This is a genomic window from Snodgrassella sp. W8124 (assembly GCF_016100875.1).
GTDB lineage: Bacteria > Pseudomonadota > Gammaproteobacteria > Burkholderiales > Neisseriaceae > Snodgrassella > Snodgrassella alvi.
Genome location: NZ_JACFRP010000001.1, coordinates 1,210,902 through 1,229,026 on the forward strand (window position 1 = coordinate 1,210,902; position 18,125 = coordinate 1,229,026).

Consider the following 18,125-nt stretch of genomic DNA (forward strand, 5'->3'; position numbering starts at 1 on the left):
ACAAATCAAAGCAAACTGCTTGTCAATCAACAAAAATCATTACTTCACTTAACCCAACCATTATCAAGAAGCGGATATAGTCAGTTTTGACAAGTCTTTTTTTTAAAGCAAAAAACCAGTATATTGTGTCTGGAATAACAGTTGACCACTACATTTTGTGTTGGCACTGTTTTTTTCTGCGTTAATTATGCTAGAAAGAATAACTCATGAATGCGGTTGCCAACCTTAAAGTAACCAAACGTAATGGTAGTTTGGAAGACATCAATCTGGATAAAATTCATCAGGTCGTTACCTGGGCTGCAGAAGGCCTGGATAATGTATCCGTATCTCAGGTCGAAATGCGCTCACACATTCAATTTTATAATGGTATTCGTACTGACGATATTCACGAAACCATTATTAAAGCAGCAGCCGACCTGATTTCCACAGAAACACCGGATTATCAGTATCTGGCAGCCCGCTTAGCTATCTTTCATCTGCGTAAAATTGCTTTTGGCCAGTTTGAGCCGCCTCACTTGTATGATCATGTGAGTAAGCTGACAGAATCAGGTAAGTACGATAAACATATTTTAGAAGATTATTCTCGTGCAGAATTTGATGAACTGAATGACTGCATTGAACATAACCGTGATTTAACTTTCTCATATGCTGCAGTTAAACAGCTGGAAGGCAAATATCTGGTTCAGAACCGTGTTACCAAACAAATTTTTGAAAGTCCGCAGTTTTTATACATGCTGGTAGCAATGTGCCTGTTCGCCCGTTACCCTCAGGCTACAAGACTGACTTATGTAAAAAAATTCTATCATGCTATCAGTACTTTTAAAATTTCCCTGCCAACACCAATTATGTCAGGTGTCCGCACCCCGACCCGTCAGTTTTCTTCCTGCGTGCTGATTGAATGTGATGATAGTCTTGATAGCATCAATGCTACTACCAGTGCAATTGTGAAGTATGTATCTCAGCGCGCAGGCATTGGCATTAATGCCGGCCGGATCCGTGCACTGGGCAGCGAAATCCGTGGCGGAGAGGCACAGCATACAGGCTGTATTCCATTTTATAAGATGTTTCAGGCAGCTGTGAAATCATGCTCACAAGGCGGTGTCCGCGGTGGTGCTGCTACCCTGTTCTATCCATTGTGGCATCTGGAAGTAGAAAATCTGCTGGTACTGAAAAACAACCGCGGAGTTGAAGAAAACCGCGTACGGCATCTTGACTACGGTGTACAAATTAATCGCCTGCTGTATACCCGCCTGATTAAGGGTGAAAATATCAGTCTGTTTTCGCCTTCAGATGTCCCGGGGTTATATGATGCATTTTTTGCAGATCAGGACGAATTCGAACGTCTTTATGTTTTATACGAAAAAGACAACAGCATCAACCGCCGCAGTATTCCAGCAGTGGATTTATTTTCATTATTAATGCAGGAACGTGCCGGTACCGGACGCATTTACATTCAGAATGTCGACCATTGTAATACCCATAGCCCGTTTGACCCGAAGCTGGCTCCGGTTCGTCAGTCAAATCTGTGTCTGGAAATTGCTTTACCTACCCGTCCGTTAAATGACATTAAAGACCCTGAGGGAGAAATAGCTCTCTGTACCCTTTCAGCATTTAATCTGGGTGCACTGGAAAGTCTGGAAGAACTCGAAGAACTGGCCGAGCTGGCTACCCGTGCTCTGGACGCTTTGCTGGATTATCAGAACTACCCTATCAAAGCAGCTGAACTGGCTACCATGAACCGGCGGACATTAGGTATCGGTGTCATTAACTTTGCATACTATCTGGCTAAAAATGGCGTTAAATACAGTGATGGTTCTGCTATAAACCTTACCCACCGGACTTTTGAAGCCATTCAATATTATCTGCTGAAAGCTTCTGTCAAACTGGCACAGGAACTGGGAGCATGCCCTAAATTCAGCGATACTACTTATGCTCAGGGTTTATTACCGATTGATACTTACAAAAAAGATCTGGATAAAATCTGTCAGGAACCTTTGCATCTGGACTGGGAATCATTGCGTGCCGATATAGTTAAACACGGCCTGCGCAATTCCACTCTGACGGCACTTATGCCATCAGAAACATCCAGCCAGATTGCCAATGCTACAAACGGTATCGAACCACCGCGCGGGCTGGTATCTGTCAAGGCGTCCAAAGATGGTATTCTTAAACAGGTAGTACCGGAATTCGAACGTCTGCACAACCAGTATGAATTGCTCTGGGATATGCCGAATAATGAAGGTTATCTGCATTTAGTCGGTATTATGCAGAAATTTATCGACCAGTCGATATCTGCCAATACCAATTACGATCCGCAGCGTTTTGAAGGACAAAAAGTCCCGATGAAGCAATTAATCAAAGATTTGCTGACAGCCTATAAATTTGGTCTGAAAACTTTGTATTACCAGAATACCCGTGATGGTGCCGATGATATGCAAACCAGTATTCAGGATGACGGTTGCGCCAGCGGTGCTTGCAAAATCTGATTAAACAAGGGTGCATCAGCACCCTTATCTCCTTTTTCTACATTAATTAAATAAAGAGTATCGCCATGGCCTGTGAACATCTGTCTATGAATTACAGTACATTCTGTCAAAAACCGAATAATGCCCTGACAGAACCGATGTTCTTCGGACAGCCGGTTAATGTAGCCCGTTATGACCAGCAGAAATTTGATATATTCGAAAAACTGATTGAAAAACAGCTTTCATTCTTCTGGCGTCCTGAAGAAGTAGATGTATCGCGTGATCGCATCGATTATGCCAATTTACCAGAGCACGAAAAGCATATTTTTATCAGTAATCTGAAATATCAGACCCTGCTTGATTCCATTCAGGGGCGCAGTCCTAATGTTGCCTTACTGCCTCTAGTATCTATTCCTGAGCTGGAAACATGGATTGAAACATGGTCTTTTTCTGAAACCATTCATTCACGCAGTTACACTCACATTATCCGCAATATCGTGAATGATCCTTCGGTTGTGTTTGATGATATTGTACAAAACAAACACATTATTGCCCGTGCTGAAGAAATTGCCTGTTACTACGATGATTTAATCGAATATACCCAGTACTACAACTTACTGGGCGTAGGTGAACATGAGATTAACGGTAAAACCATTGTAATCAATTTACATGAACTCAAGAAAAAGCTGTATTTATGCCTGATGTGTGTCAATGTACTGGAAGCAATCCGCTTTTATGTTTCATTTGCATGCTCCTTTGCTTTTGCTGAGCGCGAACTGATGGAAGGCAATGCCAAAATCATCAAACTGATTGCCCGTGATGAAGCTTTACACCTCACTGGCACCCAGCAAATGCTTAACCTGATGCGTACCGGCGCAGATGATCCGGAAATGGCGGTGATAGCGGCTGAAACGGAAGAAGAATGTTTCCGGCTTTTCCGTCGTGCTGCCATACAGGAAAAAGACTGGGCAGAATATTTATTTAAAGACGGATCTATGATTGGTCTGAACAAAGATATTCTTGGTCAGTATGTCGAATATATCACCAACCTGCGTATGCAGGCTGTAGGTTTACCGCCGGCTTTTGAACACGCCAAACAAAATCCCATTCCGTGGATTAATGCATGGTTGTCTTCCGACAATGTTCAGGTAGCACCACAAGAAGTAGAAGTCAGCTCATATCTGGTTGGTCAGATTGATGCCGAACTTAATGAAGACGACTTAAGCGATTTTGAACTTTAAAATTTCTGTCTGAATCCAGTTTTCAACAAAACCTACCGGAGCAGCTTCAGCTAAAATGAGCTTAATCACCACCTGCGACAAAACATTCACTCTTCAGCAGGATGAAACCCTGCTGGAAGGTCTGGAACGTACCGGACATGAAGTTGAATATCAGTGTCGCAGCGGTTATTGTGGTTCATGCCGGCTCAAACTGCTATCCGGGCAGGTCAGTTATGCAGAACAGCCGCTGGCCTTTATCGCCCCGGGAGAGATACTTCCCTGCTGCTGTCAGGTAAAAACCGATTTGCATCTGGTCTGCCATCTTCGAACCGATACACCGGAACACAATCCAGACCTTTTTGACAACGATTTATTTGCAGATAAATAAAGTTAAACCGGTTATCTTTACCGCCGGAAAAAGGTAAAGTATCGTGACATCCATTTAACTCAGCACTAGGTAAAAACTTATGTTACTTGGCGTAAACATAGATCATGTGGCAACAGTACGTAACGCTCGCGGCAGTATCTATCCCAGCCCGCTGGAAGCAGCACTGCTTGCCGAAACACATGGTGCCGATCTGATTACCATGCATTTACGTGAAGATCGCCGCCATATTCATGATGCTGATGTATTTGCCGTAAAAAATGCCATCAGCACCCGTCTTAATCTGGAAATGGCACTTACCCCGGAAATGCTTGACAACGCTCTGGCTGTTCAGCCTGCCGACGTATGTATCGTACCGGAAAAAAGACAGGAAATTACCACAGAAGGCGGACTGGATGTTCTGTCACAACAGGATAAAGTAGCAGAATATGTCCAGAAACTGACAGCTGCGGGGATACGCGTATCACTGTTTATTGATGCTGATAGCCGGCAGATACAGGCCTGTCAGGAAGTCGGTGCACCAGTTATTGAGCTGCATACCGGTGCTTATGCTGATGCACCTGAAATGCATCAGCGCCGGCAGCAGCTGACACGAATCGAAGAAGCAGCTCATCAGGCCAGTGAAATGGGCATAATTGTTAATGCCGGCCATGGTCTGAATATTCACAATGTCACCCCTATTGCTAAAATTCTAGCTATAAACGAACTGAATATTGGTCATGCCCTGATTGCTCAGGCTATTTTCATCGGCTTACCACAAGCCATTGAACAAATGAAGACCACTATTTTCCGTGCACGCAGCCTTCCTTATTAACCTAACCTTTTACCAGCAAAAGGAACAACATGATTTACGGCATAGGTACAGATTTAGTTAAAATTGAACGTATTGCCAAAATGTGTAAAACCTATGGTGCCAATGCCGTAGCAGCAAAAATGCTGTCACGGATTGAAGCACTAGAGTGGCCTTCAGCCAATCATCCTGTACAGTTTCTGGCCAAACGCTTTGCCGCTAAAGAAGCTTTTGCCAAAGCCGTCCATACCGGTCTGCGCAGTCCAGTGACCTTACGCAATATCGGAATTGGTCATAATGAACTCGGCCGGCCTGAATTTATTGTTGAAAAGCCATTAGCACAATGGCTCAAACAAAAAAACATTGGCCGTATCCATCTGAGTCTCACAGATGAAGACGACTACATAGTGGCTTTTGCTGTAGCAGAGTATGCTAAATGACGCAGGATAATCTCATCGAAGTAGTTGCCGGTGTCCTTTATAACCAGCGCGGTGAATTTCTGCTTAGTTCACGTCCGGCAGGTAAAGCATATGCGGGGTACTGGGAATTTGCAGGCGGTAAAGTAGAATCAGGGGAAAGTCCGCTGGCGGCATTGCAGCGGGAATTTGCCGAAGAACTAGGCATAACCGTTAATTCAGCTACACCATGGATAAGCAAAACTCATCGTTACGAACATGCCCACGTACATTTGCAATTTTATCGCATTGCAGCCGATCAGTGGCAGGGACAACTAACTGCACGAGAACAGCAAAGCTGGAGCTGGCAGCAGCCAGGTTGTCTTGCTGTTACCCCCATATTACCTGCTAATGCACCTATTCTGGCCGCATTAGCGATTCCTGCTCATATGAGCGGAAATTTAAATAGAGGTTTTCATACCGCGGCAAAGCAGGAACCTGCCTTAAACATATACCCTTATCACTCAGGAATAGCAGCAGGATCAATTATTTATACACCAGCAGATCAGCTGCAGCAACTGGTGAATCTGCATCCTGTCAGCGCCATCTGGGCTATATGTCATAACAGTGAAGAGTGGCTACAGGCACAAGCAGCTGCGGCGATAATCTGGCCGGTTGGCCAGTATGAAGATATTCAGCTGCTGCTTCATCTGCTGCATAATCAGCCTTCCTCTGTACCCGTTATGGTTTTACAGCAAACAAACGCTCAGCTCATCGCACAGCCAGACTGGATGACTCTGGGTGTTCATGGCATCATAATGGAACAACAATAATAAATATTACAACCTCTGTGTATTCACGACCACCTGTATTGCAATTACCAGATAATTTTTCTTAATTTATATTGGTCAGCCAATCTCATGAATCAGCCCGCAAAAAAATCAACTGCTGTTATCATCGGACTACTTATTTTTATCATAGCTGTTCCGCTTATTATTGGCATAGTTTTCTGGCATAACACCCGTACCGATGCTTTGAGCACCCTCAGTAACTGTAATGTCCGTACCGGCTGTATATTACCCGGAGGAGCTGTCATTCAATTTACGCCTCCGGCAGATATCACTAAACCTTTTGATATCAGCATGCGTAAAGTACCTGCATCTGTAAAACGTATCAGCATACATTTCACCATGCGTAATATGAGTCTGGGTTTTAATCGTACCGACTTCAAACCGCAGGGACAGGGGGTATGGACAGCTTACCGTGCCGTATTGCCCGTATGTGTTGACGAACGTAATGACTTTCTTGGTGATTTAACTGTTGACGGCAAGCATTACAATATTGTGTTCACTGCACCGTAAACAGCACAGCATATAAGCATTGCATCTCAGACGGTTTCACCCGTACAATCACAGACATTGATTACCTTGCCATTAAAAGGATTCAGGTCATGATCAGCAAAAAATTTTTTGAAGACATCAGCGATAAACTCGGCGATACCATCAGTAACAGTCCCATTAAAGATATGGAAAAAAATGTTAAATCTATGCTTGGCAGTGCTTTTAACCGGATGGATTTGATTACACGTGAAGAATTCGATATTCAGCAACAGGTCTTACTAAAAACCCGGGAAAAACTGGCTGAGCTGGAAAGCAGAGTGATCGCGCTGGAAGCGTTGTTAGCACAAAATAATAACAACCATGAAACCACCGATCCGGCTGCTCCGACAGATAATCATACTGATTTGTCTGACTAAGGAATTACGCCATGTCATGGGCAGTTGTTTATAGTCGTGCTCTGGCTGGCATGGCAGCACCACTCGTAGAGGTAGAAGCTCATCTGGCCAACGGCTTACCTGCATTCAGCATTGTTGGTCTGCCGGATACAGAAGTTAAAGAAAGCAGAGATCGGGTAAGAGCGGCTATTATTCAGTCCGGTTTTGACTTTCCGGCTAAAAAAATTACCGTTAATCTGGCACCTGCTGATTTACCCAAAGAATCAGGCCGGTTTGATTTACCGATAGCTATCGGCATACTGGCAGCATCCGGTCAGATTGATGGTACCAATCTGCATCAGTATGAACTAGCCGGAGAACTTGGCCTGTCCGGTCAGATCAGGCCTATCCGCGGAGCTATCGCCATGGCAGAAGCAGCCAGACAGCACCAGCGTTCATTTATTCTGCCCTCAGATAATGCTTTTCAAACTGCCCTGTTACCCAATGCGCATGTTTATGGCGCCGATACATTATTGGCTGTAGCAGCTCATCTTAATCAGGACCAACCACTTTCCCCTGTTGATGTACAACATATACAACAACAGCCTGATGAAACAAACTATCCTGATATGGCTGATGTACGCGGGCAACAAACAGCCAGACTGGCACTGGAGATCGCCGCAGCCGGCGGTCACAGTATCCTCATGTCCGGACCGCCTGGAACCGGTAAATCTATGCTGGCACAGCGTCTACCCGGTATCTTACCGCCACTTACAGCCAAAGAACTCGTCAGTGTCTGGTCATTACAGTCATTGTTGCCTCACGGACAGCAAAAATACCGCCTGAACCGGCCATTTCGCTCACCCCATCATAGTACTTCGGCTGTTGCACTGGTAGGTGGTGGCTCCGATCCCCGACCCGGTGAAATTTCACTGGCACATCATGGTATTTTATTTTTGGACGAACTGCCGGAATTCGACCGGAAAGTTCTTGAAGTTCTGCGAGAACCACTGGAAAGCGGAGAAATTCATATCTCACGCGCAGCACGTCAGGCTACTTATCCGGCTGAATTCCAGCTGATAGCAGCAATGAACCCCTGCCCTTGTGGATATCTCGGACATCCTGTTAAACCATGCCGCTGTACACCCGAAGCCATAACCCGTTACCGTGATAAAATTTCCGGTCCGCTGCTTGACCGTATAGACCTGATCATTGAAGTGCCCAGTTTACCTGCCAGTGATCTGTTACAGCAGGCAAACGGTGAAAACAGCAGCAGTATTCGTGAGCGTGTCAGAACAGCACGCTCGCGCCAGTATCAACGTCAGGGTAAAATCAATGCTCAACTGAGCAACCGTGAGCTGGATGATATAGCCCGAATCACCCCTGAAGCCAAACAAACCCTGGCCAGTGTAATGGAAAAATTGTCGCTGTCAGCACGCAGTTTTCATCGTATTTTACGTATTGCACGTACATTAGCAGATATGAATGATATACATGATGTTGAAACCAGTCACATTTTACGCGCCATAAGCTTCCGCCGTGCTTTATAATATCAGCAGAACTGAAATTGATAATGTTATCTATACAGATAGCTTCCGGTTCTGAACAGAATTTGCCGTATATAATGCCAAACATAAAGGCTTTTAACATGCATATGTACACACCACTTCGTCAGGCAGGTAAGGGGCTTGTCAGCTTTATAATAGGTTTGCTTCTTGCAACCTTAATCATTGCCTGTATCCTGTTCTTCCTGAATAAAAGCAAATCAGATTTTAAAAATCCTGATAATCCCGCTGCTTCTGTTCCGCCACAACCCGAAATACTTACTCCGGCCAATAGTACAACAGCATCTTCTCAAATCTTTACTCCTGATACTCCTGCGTCTTCAGGAACCACCGTTGAAACCCCGGAGACTATACCGGCTTCACAACCGGTCAATATGGGAGGGATTGAAAATGACATTACTATTGAACACACACCGACAACACAACCATCTATACCACATAAAACACCAGAAAAAACACCCAGAAAAGCACCCCCAGTCAGTCATACAGATATAACTCCGGAACAAATTCTGAATAACGGCAGTCTTGAAAAAGCTCAGCGTGCTGCAGCAAAGCAGCGTACTGAAGACAAAGTTTTTTTACAAATCGGTTCATATAACAACCGTACTGATGCTGATGCCCAGCGTGCCAAACTAGTGATGCTGGGAATTAACAGCAGCGTACATAGTGCTAAAGTGAACGGTACAATCAAATATCGTGTTCAGACTGATAATCTGAGTCAGAATCAGGCAAAACAGATTAAACAAACTTTACAGCAGCATAATATCGACAGCCTGACCAGAACAGCATCCTGAGTCAGCCAGTTTCATAACAGGAAATTAACATGCTAAAAAAAATCATTACTACCATGGTGACAGCAATGGCTTTTGTCACTGGCATAGCACAGGCAGCAATAGTAAAAATAGATTATGATGTACTGGATAAACCCATTCCGCAACTGCATAAAGACAAAGTAGAAGTTCTGGAATTTTTCTCCTACAGCTGTATACACTGCTCACATCTCGAGCCCTTTATGCTTAAAGAAATGAAATCTTTTGCGCCTGATACCTATCTGCGTCCCGTTCATGTTGTCTGGGATGATGACGTTTATTTCAATCTTGCCCGTGTTGCTGCCGCAGTAAACAGTACCGGAATGAAATTACAGGCAGACCCGCTAATCTTTGATGCTATTTTTAATAAACACATCGAATTATGGCAACCTGATGTATTTAACAAGTGGGCTATAAAACAAACTGCTTTTGACGGGCAAAAACTGGTAAAAGCCTATAACAGTCTGGAAAATTCAGCTACGGCCACCAGCATGCGTAAAATGGGCGAAAAATACAACATTACGTCAACACCTACTGTTATTGTAGGCGGCAAATACGTACTTAAATTTCCGAAAGGATTTGCAGCAGGAATGAAAACAATGAATGAACTAATTGAAAAAGTACGCAATGAGAATAGCGCACATGCTGCAAGCACACGTAAACTACCTAAAAGCATAGGTGCTTCACTAGCAGCCTCTGCCAATCGATAGACTCTGGTCTTCGATCAAAACAATAGTGTGTTTAACCTTAAACACACTATTGTTTTGTATAAATTTCATGGCTTAAATACACAAATACAGTAAATAAAATGGATATTGTCTTGTTTTTAAAAGCCCTGATTCTGGGCATTGTAGAAGGTTTGACCGAATTTCTGCCTGTTTCCAGTACCGGACATCTGATAGTAGTCGGTAATCTGCTGAAATTTGAGACTACAGGTGAAGTATTCGACATTACGATACAGCTTGGTGCAATTCTTGCCATTGTTTTTGAATATAAACACCGATTTGCTCATATCATTACCCATATTGGTAAAGAACCGGCTACCAACCGCTTTGTTCTTAATCTGGCTATAGCCTTTATTCCCGCAGCCATCATGGGCTTACTGTTCAGTGAACAAATCAAGCATTATCTGTTTAATCCAATTACTGTTGCTACAGCACTTGTAATAGGCGGTTTACTTATTCTCTGGATTGAAAAACGTCAGAGCCGTACCGAACCGAAAGTTAAAACTGTTGAGAACATGCGGCCTCGCGATGCACTTATCGTCGGACTGGCGCAAATTCTGGCATTAATTCCCGGTACATCTCGTTCAGGAAGTACGATTATGGGCGGCATGCTTTGGGGGATTGAGCGCAAAGCAGCAACAGAGTTTTCTTTTTTTCTGGCCGTACCAGTAATGATTGCTGCCACCGGTTACGACATGCTTAAGCATCTGCATGAGTTTACCCGGGATGATTTATTGCTGATTGCTATTGGTTTTGTTGCCGCATTTCTTTCTGCCCTGGTAGCAGTGAAAGCATTACTGCGCTTTGTTGCTCATAAAAATTATATCCCTTTTGCGTGGTACCGAATTATATTTGGCGGTATCATTTTAGTTACCTGGGCTACAGGCTGGGTAAAATGGTAATCAGAATCTAATTGTCTCTGGTATAAAAACGTTAAATTGTGATAAAGTGATATTTTAAAAGACCTCAGGCACAACATTCAGCTGCCTTTCCACGTCCACGTCACACTGTTCCGTCAGGGTCAGTGTGGCTTGTATTTTGTGAGGAATCCCAATGCAGTCTTGGCAATTGCCCGAATATATTGCCGACATTCTACCTTCAGCGGCGCGCCAGCTTGAAAGCGCCAAAGAACAGCTGTTAGCACTTTATCGCGTCCATGGCTACGAACTTGTCAGCCCCCCTTTACTTGAATACAGCCAGTCCTTACTTACCCGTATTGATGAAGGGCTGTCACTAAAAACCATCCGTGTTGTCGATCAGCTTAGTGGCCGGCAGCTTGGTCTGCGCGCAGATATCACACCCCAGGTTGCCCGTATAGATGCTCATCTGCTGTCAGCCAATAGCGGGATTAACCGATTGTGTTACGCCGGTCCGGTTTTACATGCACGACCTGACGGCTTTTTAAGTACCCGGGAGCCTTTACAGATCGGCGCTGAATTATATGGATATGCGGGTATCGAAGCCGATATCGAACTTATTGATTTAATGCTCAAAAGCCTGGCCATTGTCAAAGTACCCAAACCAACACTTTCACTTGGACATATCGGTATTTTTCATACACTGGCTAATGCTGCCAGCCTGACTACACAACAAGCGGCAACTTTATTACAGCTGATGCAGGCTAAAGATGCAGCCGCAGTTCAGCAGTGTGTACAACAATGGCAGCTTTCTGAGCAGTGGATTAAAGCTTTCGTCGCTTTACCTGCATTATATGGAACCCAGACAGTATTGCAGACTGCCGCAGACTGTCTGCCAGACCTGCCGGAAATAAGTGAAGCATTACAGCAGCTCCGGCAAATCTGCACAGCATTTGCAAACCATAATATATTTATTGATTTAAGTGAATTGCGGGTAGACAACTACCATACCGGATTGCTGTTTGCCGCCTATAGCGAAGACTGGCCGGACGCACTGGCACGAGGCGGACGTTATAATGGTCTGGGTAAATATTTTGGCCGTAACCGCCCTGCTTCCGGCTTTAGTTTTGATTTACGTGATTTAATCGGGCATCTGCCTCCGGTAGAAAAACTGCGCGGCATAAAAGTCAGCGTACAAGATGCCTCTGCTGCAAAAACCGAAATAGAGCAACTGCGTTCAGCCGGTGAGTGTGTCATTATTGATTACACTCCCGAATGTAACGATATCAGAGGATGCGACCGCCAGCTGGTATGGCAAAACCAGCAATGGCAGCTGATTCCTTTGTAGCAATAATTAACCCTTAGTATGAGCAGGTAAAACCATATGGCAAAAAACGTCGTTGTTGTCGGCACCCAATGGGGTGATGAAGGCAAAGGTAAAATTGTAGACTGGCTGACTGAACGTGCCTCCGGCGTGGTACGTTATCAGGGCGGACATAATGCAGGGCATACTCTGGTGGTCAATGGCAAAAAAACTGTTTTGCGTCTGATTCCCAGTGGTATTTTACATACAGGTAAACGTTGTTTTATCGGTTCTGGTGTTGTCGTATCACCAGAAGCCCTGCTTAGCGAAATGGCTGAATTACAGCAGGCGGGTATTGATGTAATCAAACAATTAACTATTGCACCGACCTGTCCCTTAATTCTTCCCTATCATATCGCTCTGGATCATGCTCGTGAAGCAGCTAAAGGCGATAAGAAAATCGGCACGACCGGTCGTGGTATCGGACCTGCATATGAAGACAAGATTGCCCGGCGTGCAGTTCGTATTATGGATTTATTTCAGCCTGATGTTTTACAGCAGAAAATTAAAGATGCAGTAGCCATTTATAACTGCCAGCTTACCGGCCTGTACGGTCAGGAAGCACTTGATGCTGAAAAAATTTACCAGCAGACTCTGGAACTGGCCGATCAGATAAAACCAATGGTCGGAGATGTTTCCCGTGAGCTGAACGACATGAATGCCCGTGGTGAATCTTTGCTGTTTGAAGGTGCTCAGGGTACTTTCCTTGATATTGATTACGGTACCTATCCTTTCGTTACCTCCTCTAACTGCATTGCCGGAGCAGCAGCTGTCGGTTCTGGTGTAGGACCGACTAAACTGGATTATGTACTGGGTATTGTCAAAGCTTACACAACACGAGTTGGTTCCGGACCATTCCCGACCGAACTTTTCGATAGCGTGGGTGAAGGTCTGGCAGAACGCGGCAATGAATTTGGTGCAGTAACCGGACGTCCGCGCCGCTGCGGCTGGTTTGATGCTGCTCTGATGAAACGGTCTATCCAGGTAAATGGTATTTCCGGCTTATGTTTAACTAAACTGGACGTTATGGATGGCATGGATAGCATTAATATTTGTGTCGGTTATGATTATAACGGGCAAAAAATAGATATTTTGCCTTGTGGTTCCGACGCCGTTTCTGCCTGTACGCCTATTTATGAAACAATGCCGGGCTGGCAGGAAAGCACTTTTGGTCTAAAATCATACGACGCACTACCAGACAATGCTAAAGCCTATCTGAAACGTATTGAAGAAATTTGCGGTGCTCCGATTGCCATGATTTCTACCGGTCCTGATCGAGAAGAAACTATTCTGCTCTGTCATCCATATGAATAACTGAAATTAAAAATAAACCCATCAGCTGATGGGTTTATTTTTAAAACAAATCAATCAATTCAGCACATATTACCGTTAAACTGATTAATTAGCCGCTTAGATAAATGCTTATCACTCAAAAAACAGCCGGCTTTATCAATTAAAAAGGTTATGCCACCACATGGCGATACCATCCAGCCAGCGACCGAACCCGCTTGCTTCACCCACATTATCCAGTGCCACAACATTCTGTCGGGCAATTTCCTGTTTACCTGACAGCAATTTTAAAGTTCCGATATTCTGGCCTTTGTACACCGGAGCTACCACTGGTTGAACAGCCTCCAGCTCTACAGACAATTGTTTAGCACTACCAGACGGCAAAGTGACATAAGCGTCACCTAAAAAACCTGCTGCTACTTTCCTGTGTGCACCTTTATAAACAGTAATATCACTTACTTTATGTCCGGCCGGATATAATCTGACCGTATTAAAATTAGTCAGAGCCCAGCTTAATAATTTACTTCCCTCTGCTGCTCTGGCCTCACTACTGTCAGCTCCTACCAGTACAGCTACAATTTTGCGTTCATTGCGTTTACTGCTTACAACCAGATTGTAACCACCATGTATAGTATAGCCGACTGCCAGACCATCTACCTGATCATCTCTGAATAGGAGCAAATTACGGTTTAACTGAGTAACACCATTATAAGCAAAAGATTTTTTAGCAAACCAGCTCTGATATTGCGGAAAATCGCGCACCAAAGCCTGAGCCAGCAGCAGCAGATCCCCCACACTGCTATATTGTCCCTCTGCCGGTAATCCGGTGCAATTGACAAAATTGGTATTTGTCAGTCCCATTTTTTGCGCCTCAGCGTTCATCTTGCGCACAAAAGCTTTTTCGTTTCCGCTCACAGCTTCAGCCAGCGTAATTGCTGCATCGTTAGCTGAGATAACCAGCATACCCTGCACAACCGTTTCCACATTTACCGGAACACCCTGCTGTAAAAACATCCGGCTGCCATCTGCCTGCCAGCCGGTAGCGGAAACTTTCAGCGGTTGCTGCGCTTTCAGTTTACCCGTATGCAAAGCATCTAATACCAGATAAGCTGTCATTAGCTTTGTCAGTGCAGCAGGTTCAATCCGGGCATCTTTATCACGGCTGGCCAGAACTGTACCACTTTGCTGATCTGCCACTGCATATGCAGCAGCATTAATTTCAGGCATAGTTACAGCATGTGCCGGTAGCAAAACAATCATCAGCACAGTTGTAATGAGCCAGCGAAAAAAATTTCTCATCATTTCTATTATCAAATTTAAATCTGAATTAACCGCGATTAACCACTTCCATAACCGCTTATTATAAACAGTAGTCTGCACAAGAGAAGCAATATTGGCAAATTTACTTGCATAAAAAAAACAGCCGCGTTATCGTTAATTTTTGATTAATTCAGTTAAGCAGATAATCTGCAAAATAAAATCAGTTTTTTCATTCTACATTATGAACAATCACACAAACTACCTTACCCGCATTCTTACTGCCGCAGTATATGATGTGGCCATTGAAACACCCTTGGATTATGCTGCTAATCTGTCAGATCGACTGAACAATCACATCTGGCTGAAACGGGAGGATTTACAACCAGTATTCTCTTTTAAAATCCGCGGTGCCTATAACAAAATGGCCAAACTGGATAAAAATGCCCTGGAAAAAGGTGTCATCACGGCTTCGGCCGGCAATCATGCTCAGGGCGTAGCACTTTCAGCACAAAAACTGGGTTGTGAAGCAACTATCGTTATGCCACAGACCACACCACAAATTAAAATCGATGCTGTAAAAAAACGCGGTGGCAAAGTAGTACTGGCCGGTGAGTCCTATAATGATGCCTACAACCATGCCATGCAGCTGGTTGCCGAAAGTGGCCTCACATATATTCCACCTTTTGATGATCCGGATGTCATTGCCGGACAGGGTACCATTGGTATGGAAATATTACGCCAGCACCCGAAACCTATCGATGCTGTATTTGTTGCTATTGGCGGTGGCGGGCTGGCTGCAGGAGTGGCAGCGTACATTAAAAATGTACGTCCGGAGGTCAAAGTAATCGGCGTAGAAACTGAAGATGCCTGTGCTATGAAGCAATCTATTGCTGCCGGCAAACGCATAGAACTTAAAGAAGTAGGTCTGTTTGCGGATGGTACTGCAGTTAAACTGGTAGGTGAAGAAACATTCACACTATGCAAAGACTTACTGGATGATATTATTATTGTAGATACCGATAGTATTTGTGCAGCAATTAAAGACATTTTCGATGATACCCGCAGTATTACGGAAACCTCAGGTGCACTGGCTCTTGCCGGATTAAAAGCCTATATCGCCCGGAATCAATGTCAGCATCAAAATCTAATCGCAGTAACCAGCGGTGCAAATATGAATTTCCATCAACTGCGCCACGTCTCTGAACGCTGTGAACTGACAGAGGGACATGAAGGAATTTTTGCGGTAACCATCCCAGAAAAACCCGGTAGCTTTCGTTTTTTCATTGATCTAATCGGTAACAGAAATATTACCGAATTCAATTATCGTTATGGTGATGATCAGAAGGCCCATATATTTGTTGGTATTCAAAGCAATGATACTGCTGATTTACAGACTATCGTACAGGAACTGAACAACAATGGTTTGCCAGCTCTGGATCTCACTCATAACGAAATGGCCAAACTGCATATCCGATATATGGTAGGTGGTCGTACCAGCAAAGTTGCTAATGAGCGTCTGATTAGTTTTGAATTTCCTGAGCGACCGGGTGCTCTGAGACGTTTTCTGATACATATGCAATCCGACTGGAACATTACTTTGTTTCATTATCGCAATCACGGAGCCGATTTCGGCCGCGTACTGGTTGGTTTGAATATTCCCCCGGCTGATGCAGAAAAATTTTATGCATTTCTGGATAATGTGGGTTATATCTATCAGGAACAAACTCACAATGCCGCTTATCAGCTATTTCTGAGCGAATCCGCTACCTCCTGATAATTAAATCAGAAATACAACCACAAAACAACAGACAGAGTAATTGCTAAAATTACTCTGTCTGATTTCTTAAATGAATCTGTGACTGGCTTAATCTTTCCTAGTGATATTTTTATTCTCCATTCTGCCATTAAGCCGATTTTATCTGTAAATTATAGTGTTTACTTTACATTACGGCGTTCATAAACAGCCTGAGCCAGAGTACCCGCATCTATGTATTCCAGTTCTGCTCCGAGTGGCATACCTCGCGCCAGACGCGTAACTTTTGCCGGAAACTCAGCCAGTAATTGTGCCAGCACGTACGCAGTAGCATCTCCTTCAGCAGTAAAATTGGTAGCAATAATAATCTCATCTACTTCATGATGCTGTAATCGCGTTACCAGTTTATCTAAAGCAATGGCCTGCAAATCTGCTCCCTGAGCCGGACTAACCTGTCCCATCAATACAAAATACAAACCATCATGGCAATGTGCTGATTCCATACTGGCTACATCCACCGGCATTTGTACTATCATTAATCGTTTGGTGTCACGCTGCTCATCAGAACAAATTGCACACAATTCACCTTCACAGAAAGTATTACATAAACGACAATGCTGTACCTGTAATAAAGCAGCTTGAATTGCTTCCACCAGCTCTTCTGCGCCCTGACGCTGGTGCTGTAATAATTCATATGCCATGCGCTGCGCTGTTTTAGGGCCAACATTAGGCAATACTTTTAATGCATTGGTTAAGCGGCTAAATGCGTCCACATGTTTTGTACTCATTTTTTACCTGTAACAAACTCTTCAGTCATACATAAAACCAGCCCGTTTTCACTGACTGCCCGGATCTATTTCATAAAAACTATAGATTATTTTATATATAGCTCTGATGTAATTAAACTCTCATCAAACCGGAAGAAACGGAACTGGCTTCACCAACTCAGACAAAACATCTTTACCTTATCCAACCTGATATTTGTATACCATGTAAGATTACCATCAGACTAACCCGGTTCACTTATCATCCTGCCTTCTGAATTTCAATATAACATTTTACCTGCTTAGTTTCGTAACTAAGCAGAAAACAATGGTTTTAATGATACCAGCTTAAATTAAAAACAATAAAAAAGGGTAACGTAACCGTTACCCTTTTTTATTGGCGTAATTATTTAAATAAATCCCCCATACCTGCTGGCAAATTCATACCCTGAGTAAACTGACTCATACGTTCTGAAGAAGTTGATTCAGCTTTACGTACGGCATCATTAACCGCAGCTGCAATCAAATCTTCCAGCATCTCTTTGTCATCAGCGGCATCAGCAAGCAAACTGTCATCAATATGGATACGTTTTACTCCATAGTGACAATTCATGGTTACCTTAACCATACCAGCCCCAGATTCACCTTCCACCTCTACATTAGCCAGATCAGCCTGCGCCTTTTTCATGCGTTCCTGCATCTGTTGCGCCTGCTTCATCAAACCACCCAAACCTGCTTTTCCAAACATAATATCTTCCTTACACGTCAAT

General features: G+C 43.9%; 18 protein-coding genes. 15 read left to right on the forward strand and 3 right to left on the reverse strand.

The window, feature by feature from the left end:
- Positions 1–206 precede the first annotated feature (206 nt).
- From nrdA to H3U73_RS05400, 14 genes are all read left to right on the forward strand, one after another.
- Entirely contained in the window at positions 207–2,486 is a 2,280-nt protein-coding gene (gene nrdA / locus H3U73_RS05335; protein ID WP_084551630.1) for a class 1a ribonucleoside-diphosphate reductase subunit alpha, read from the forward strand.
- Between the two features lie 86 nt (positions 2,487–2,572).
- Positions 2,573–3,706: a class Ia ribonucleoside-diphosphate reductase subunit beta gene (gene nrdB, locus H3U73_RS05340; protein ID WP_025330436.1), complete on the forward strand. Its 1,134-nt coding sequence runs from the start codon at positions 2,573–2,575 to the stop codon at positions 3,704–3,706.
- 55 nt (positions 3,707–3,761) lie between these two features.
- Positions 3,762–4,073, forward strand: a complete 312-nt coding sequence (gene yfaE, locus H3U73_RS05345; RefSeq protein ID WP_025330435.1) for a class I ribonucleotide reductase maintenance protein YfaE — start codon at positions 3,762–3,764, stop codon at positions 4,071–4,073.
- A gap of 79 nt (positions 4,074–4,152) precedes the next feature.
- Entirely contained in the window at positions 4,153–4,884 is a 732-nt protein-coding gene (gene pdxJ / locus H3U73_RS05350; RefSeq protein ID WP_084551631.1) for a pyridoxine 5'-phosphate synthase, read from the forward strand.
- A gap of 29 nt (positions 4,885–4,913) precedes the next feature.
- A complete protein-coding gene (gene acpS / locus H3U73_RS05355) occupies positions 4,914–5,300 on the forward strand; it encodes a holo-ACP synthase (protein ID WP_025330433.1) in 387 nt (128 codons plus the stop codon).
- Positions 5,297–6,088, forward strand: coding sequence for an NUDIX domain-containing protein (locus H3U73_RS05360; protein ID WP_084585823.1), 792 nt, complete (start codon positions 5,297–5,299; stop codon positions 6,086–6,088). The genes acpS and H3U73_RS05360 overlap by 4 nt, the downstream gene beginning before the upstream one ends.
- Positions 6,089–6,175: 87 nt before the next feature.
- The gene (locus tag H3U73_RS05365; RefSeq protein ID WP_078475298.1) at positions 6,176–6,616 is read left to right on the forward strand and encodes a hypothetical protein; all 441 of its coding nucleotides are present in this window, start codon (positions 6,176–6,178) and stop codon (positions 6,614–6,616) included.
- Positions 6,617–6,705: 89 nt separating this feature from the next.
- The gene (locus H3U73_RS05370; RefSeq protein WP_084551633.1) at positions 6,706–7,011 is read left to right on the forward strand and encodes an accessory factor UbiK family protein; all 306 of its coding nucleotides are present in this window, start codon (positions 6,706–6,708) and stop codon (positions 7,009–7,011) included.
- Positions 7,012–7,022: 11 nt separating this feature from the next.
- On the forward strand, positions 7,023–8,519 hold the full coding sequence (locus tag H3U73_RS05375; protein WP_198190151.1) for a YifB family Mg chelatase-like AAA ATPase: 1,497 nt from the start codon (positions 7,023–7,025) through the stop codon (positions 8,517–8,519).
- Positions 8,520–8,617: 98 nt separating this feature from the next.
- Positions 8,618–9,328, forward strand: coding sequence for an SPOR domain-containing protein (locus tag H3U73_RS05380; RefSeq protein WP_198190152.1), 711 nt, complete (start codon positions 8,618–8,620; stop codon positions 9,326–9,328).
- Between the two features lie 29 nt (positions 9,329–9,357).
- On the forward strand, positions 9,358–10,053 hold the full coding sequence (locus tag H3U73_RS05385) for a thiol:disulfide interchange protein DsbA/DsbL (RefSeq protein ID WP_025330427.1): 696 nt from the start codon (positions 9,358–9,360) through the stop codon (positions 10,051–10,053).
- Between the two features lie 98 nt (positions 10,054–10,151).
- Positions 10,152–10,970 carry an undecaprenyl-diphosphate phosphatase gene (locus tag H3U73_RS05390; protein ID WP_198190153.1) on the forward strand — a complete coding sequence of 273 codons (819 nt, stop codon included), beginning with the start codon at positions 10,152–10,154 and terminating at the stop codon, positions 10,968–10,970.
- A 151-nt stretch (positions 10,971–11,121) separates the two neighbouring features.
- Positions 11,122–12,273, forward strand: a complete 1,152-nt coding sequence (locus H3U73_RS05395; protein WP_174830001.1) for an ATP phosphoribosyltransferase regulatory subunit — start codon at positions 11,122–11,124, stop codon at positions 12,271–12,273.
- 36 nt (positions 12,274–12,309) lie between these two features.
- Positions 12,310–13,602 carry an adenylosuccinate synthase gene (locus H3U73_RS05400; protein ID WP_198190154.1) on the forward strand — a complete coding sequence of 431 codons (1,293 nt, stop codon included), beginning with the start codon at positions 12,310–12,312 and terminating at the stop codon, positions 13,600–13,602.
- Positions 13,603–13,737: 135 nt separating this feature from the next.
- Here H3U73_RS05400 and H3U73_RS05405 read toward each other — a convergent pair whose 3' ends face one another.
- Positions 13,738–14,880, reverse strand: coding sequence for a D-alanyl-D-alanine carboxypeptidase family protein (locus tag H3U73_RS05405; protein ID WP_232336202.1), 1,143 nt, complete (start codon positions 14,878–14,880; stop codon positions 13,738–13,740).
- Positions 14,881–15,079: 199 nt separating this feature from the next.
- Between H3U73_RS05405 and ilvA the strand changes: the two genes are divergently transcribed.
- On the forward strand, positions 15,080–16,612 hold the full coding sequence (gene ilvA / locus H3U73_RS05410; protein WP_084551640.1) for a threonine ammonia-lyase, biosynthetic: 1,533 nt from the start codon (positions 15,080–15,082) through the stop codon (positions 16,610–16,612).
- 161 nt (positions 16,613–16,773) lie between these two features.
- Here ilvA and recR read toward each other — a convergent pair whose 3' ends face one another.
- On the reverse strand, positions 16,774–17,379 hold the full coding sequence (recR, locus tag H3U73_RS05415) for a recombination mediator RecR (protein WP_084551641.1): 606 nt from the start codon (positions 17,377–17,379) through the stop codon (positions 16,774–16,776).
- Between the two features lie 382 nt (positions 17,380–17,761).
- Positions 17,762–18,103, reverse strand: a complete 342-nt coding sequence (locus H3U73_RS05420; protein ID WP_025330421.1) for a YbaB/EbfC family nucleoid-associated protein — start codon at positions 18,101–18,103, stop codon at positions 17,762–17,764.
- Between the last annotated feature and the right edge of the window lie 22 nt (positions 18,104–18,125).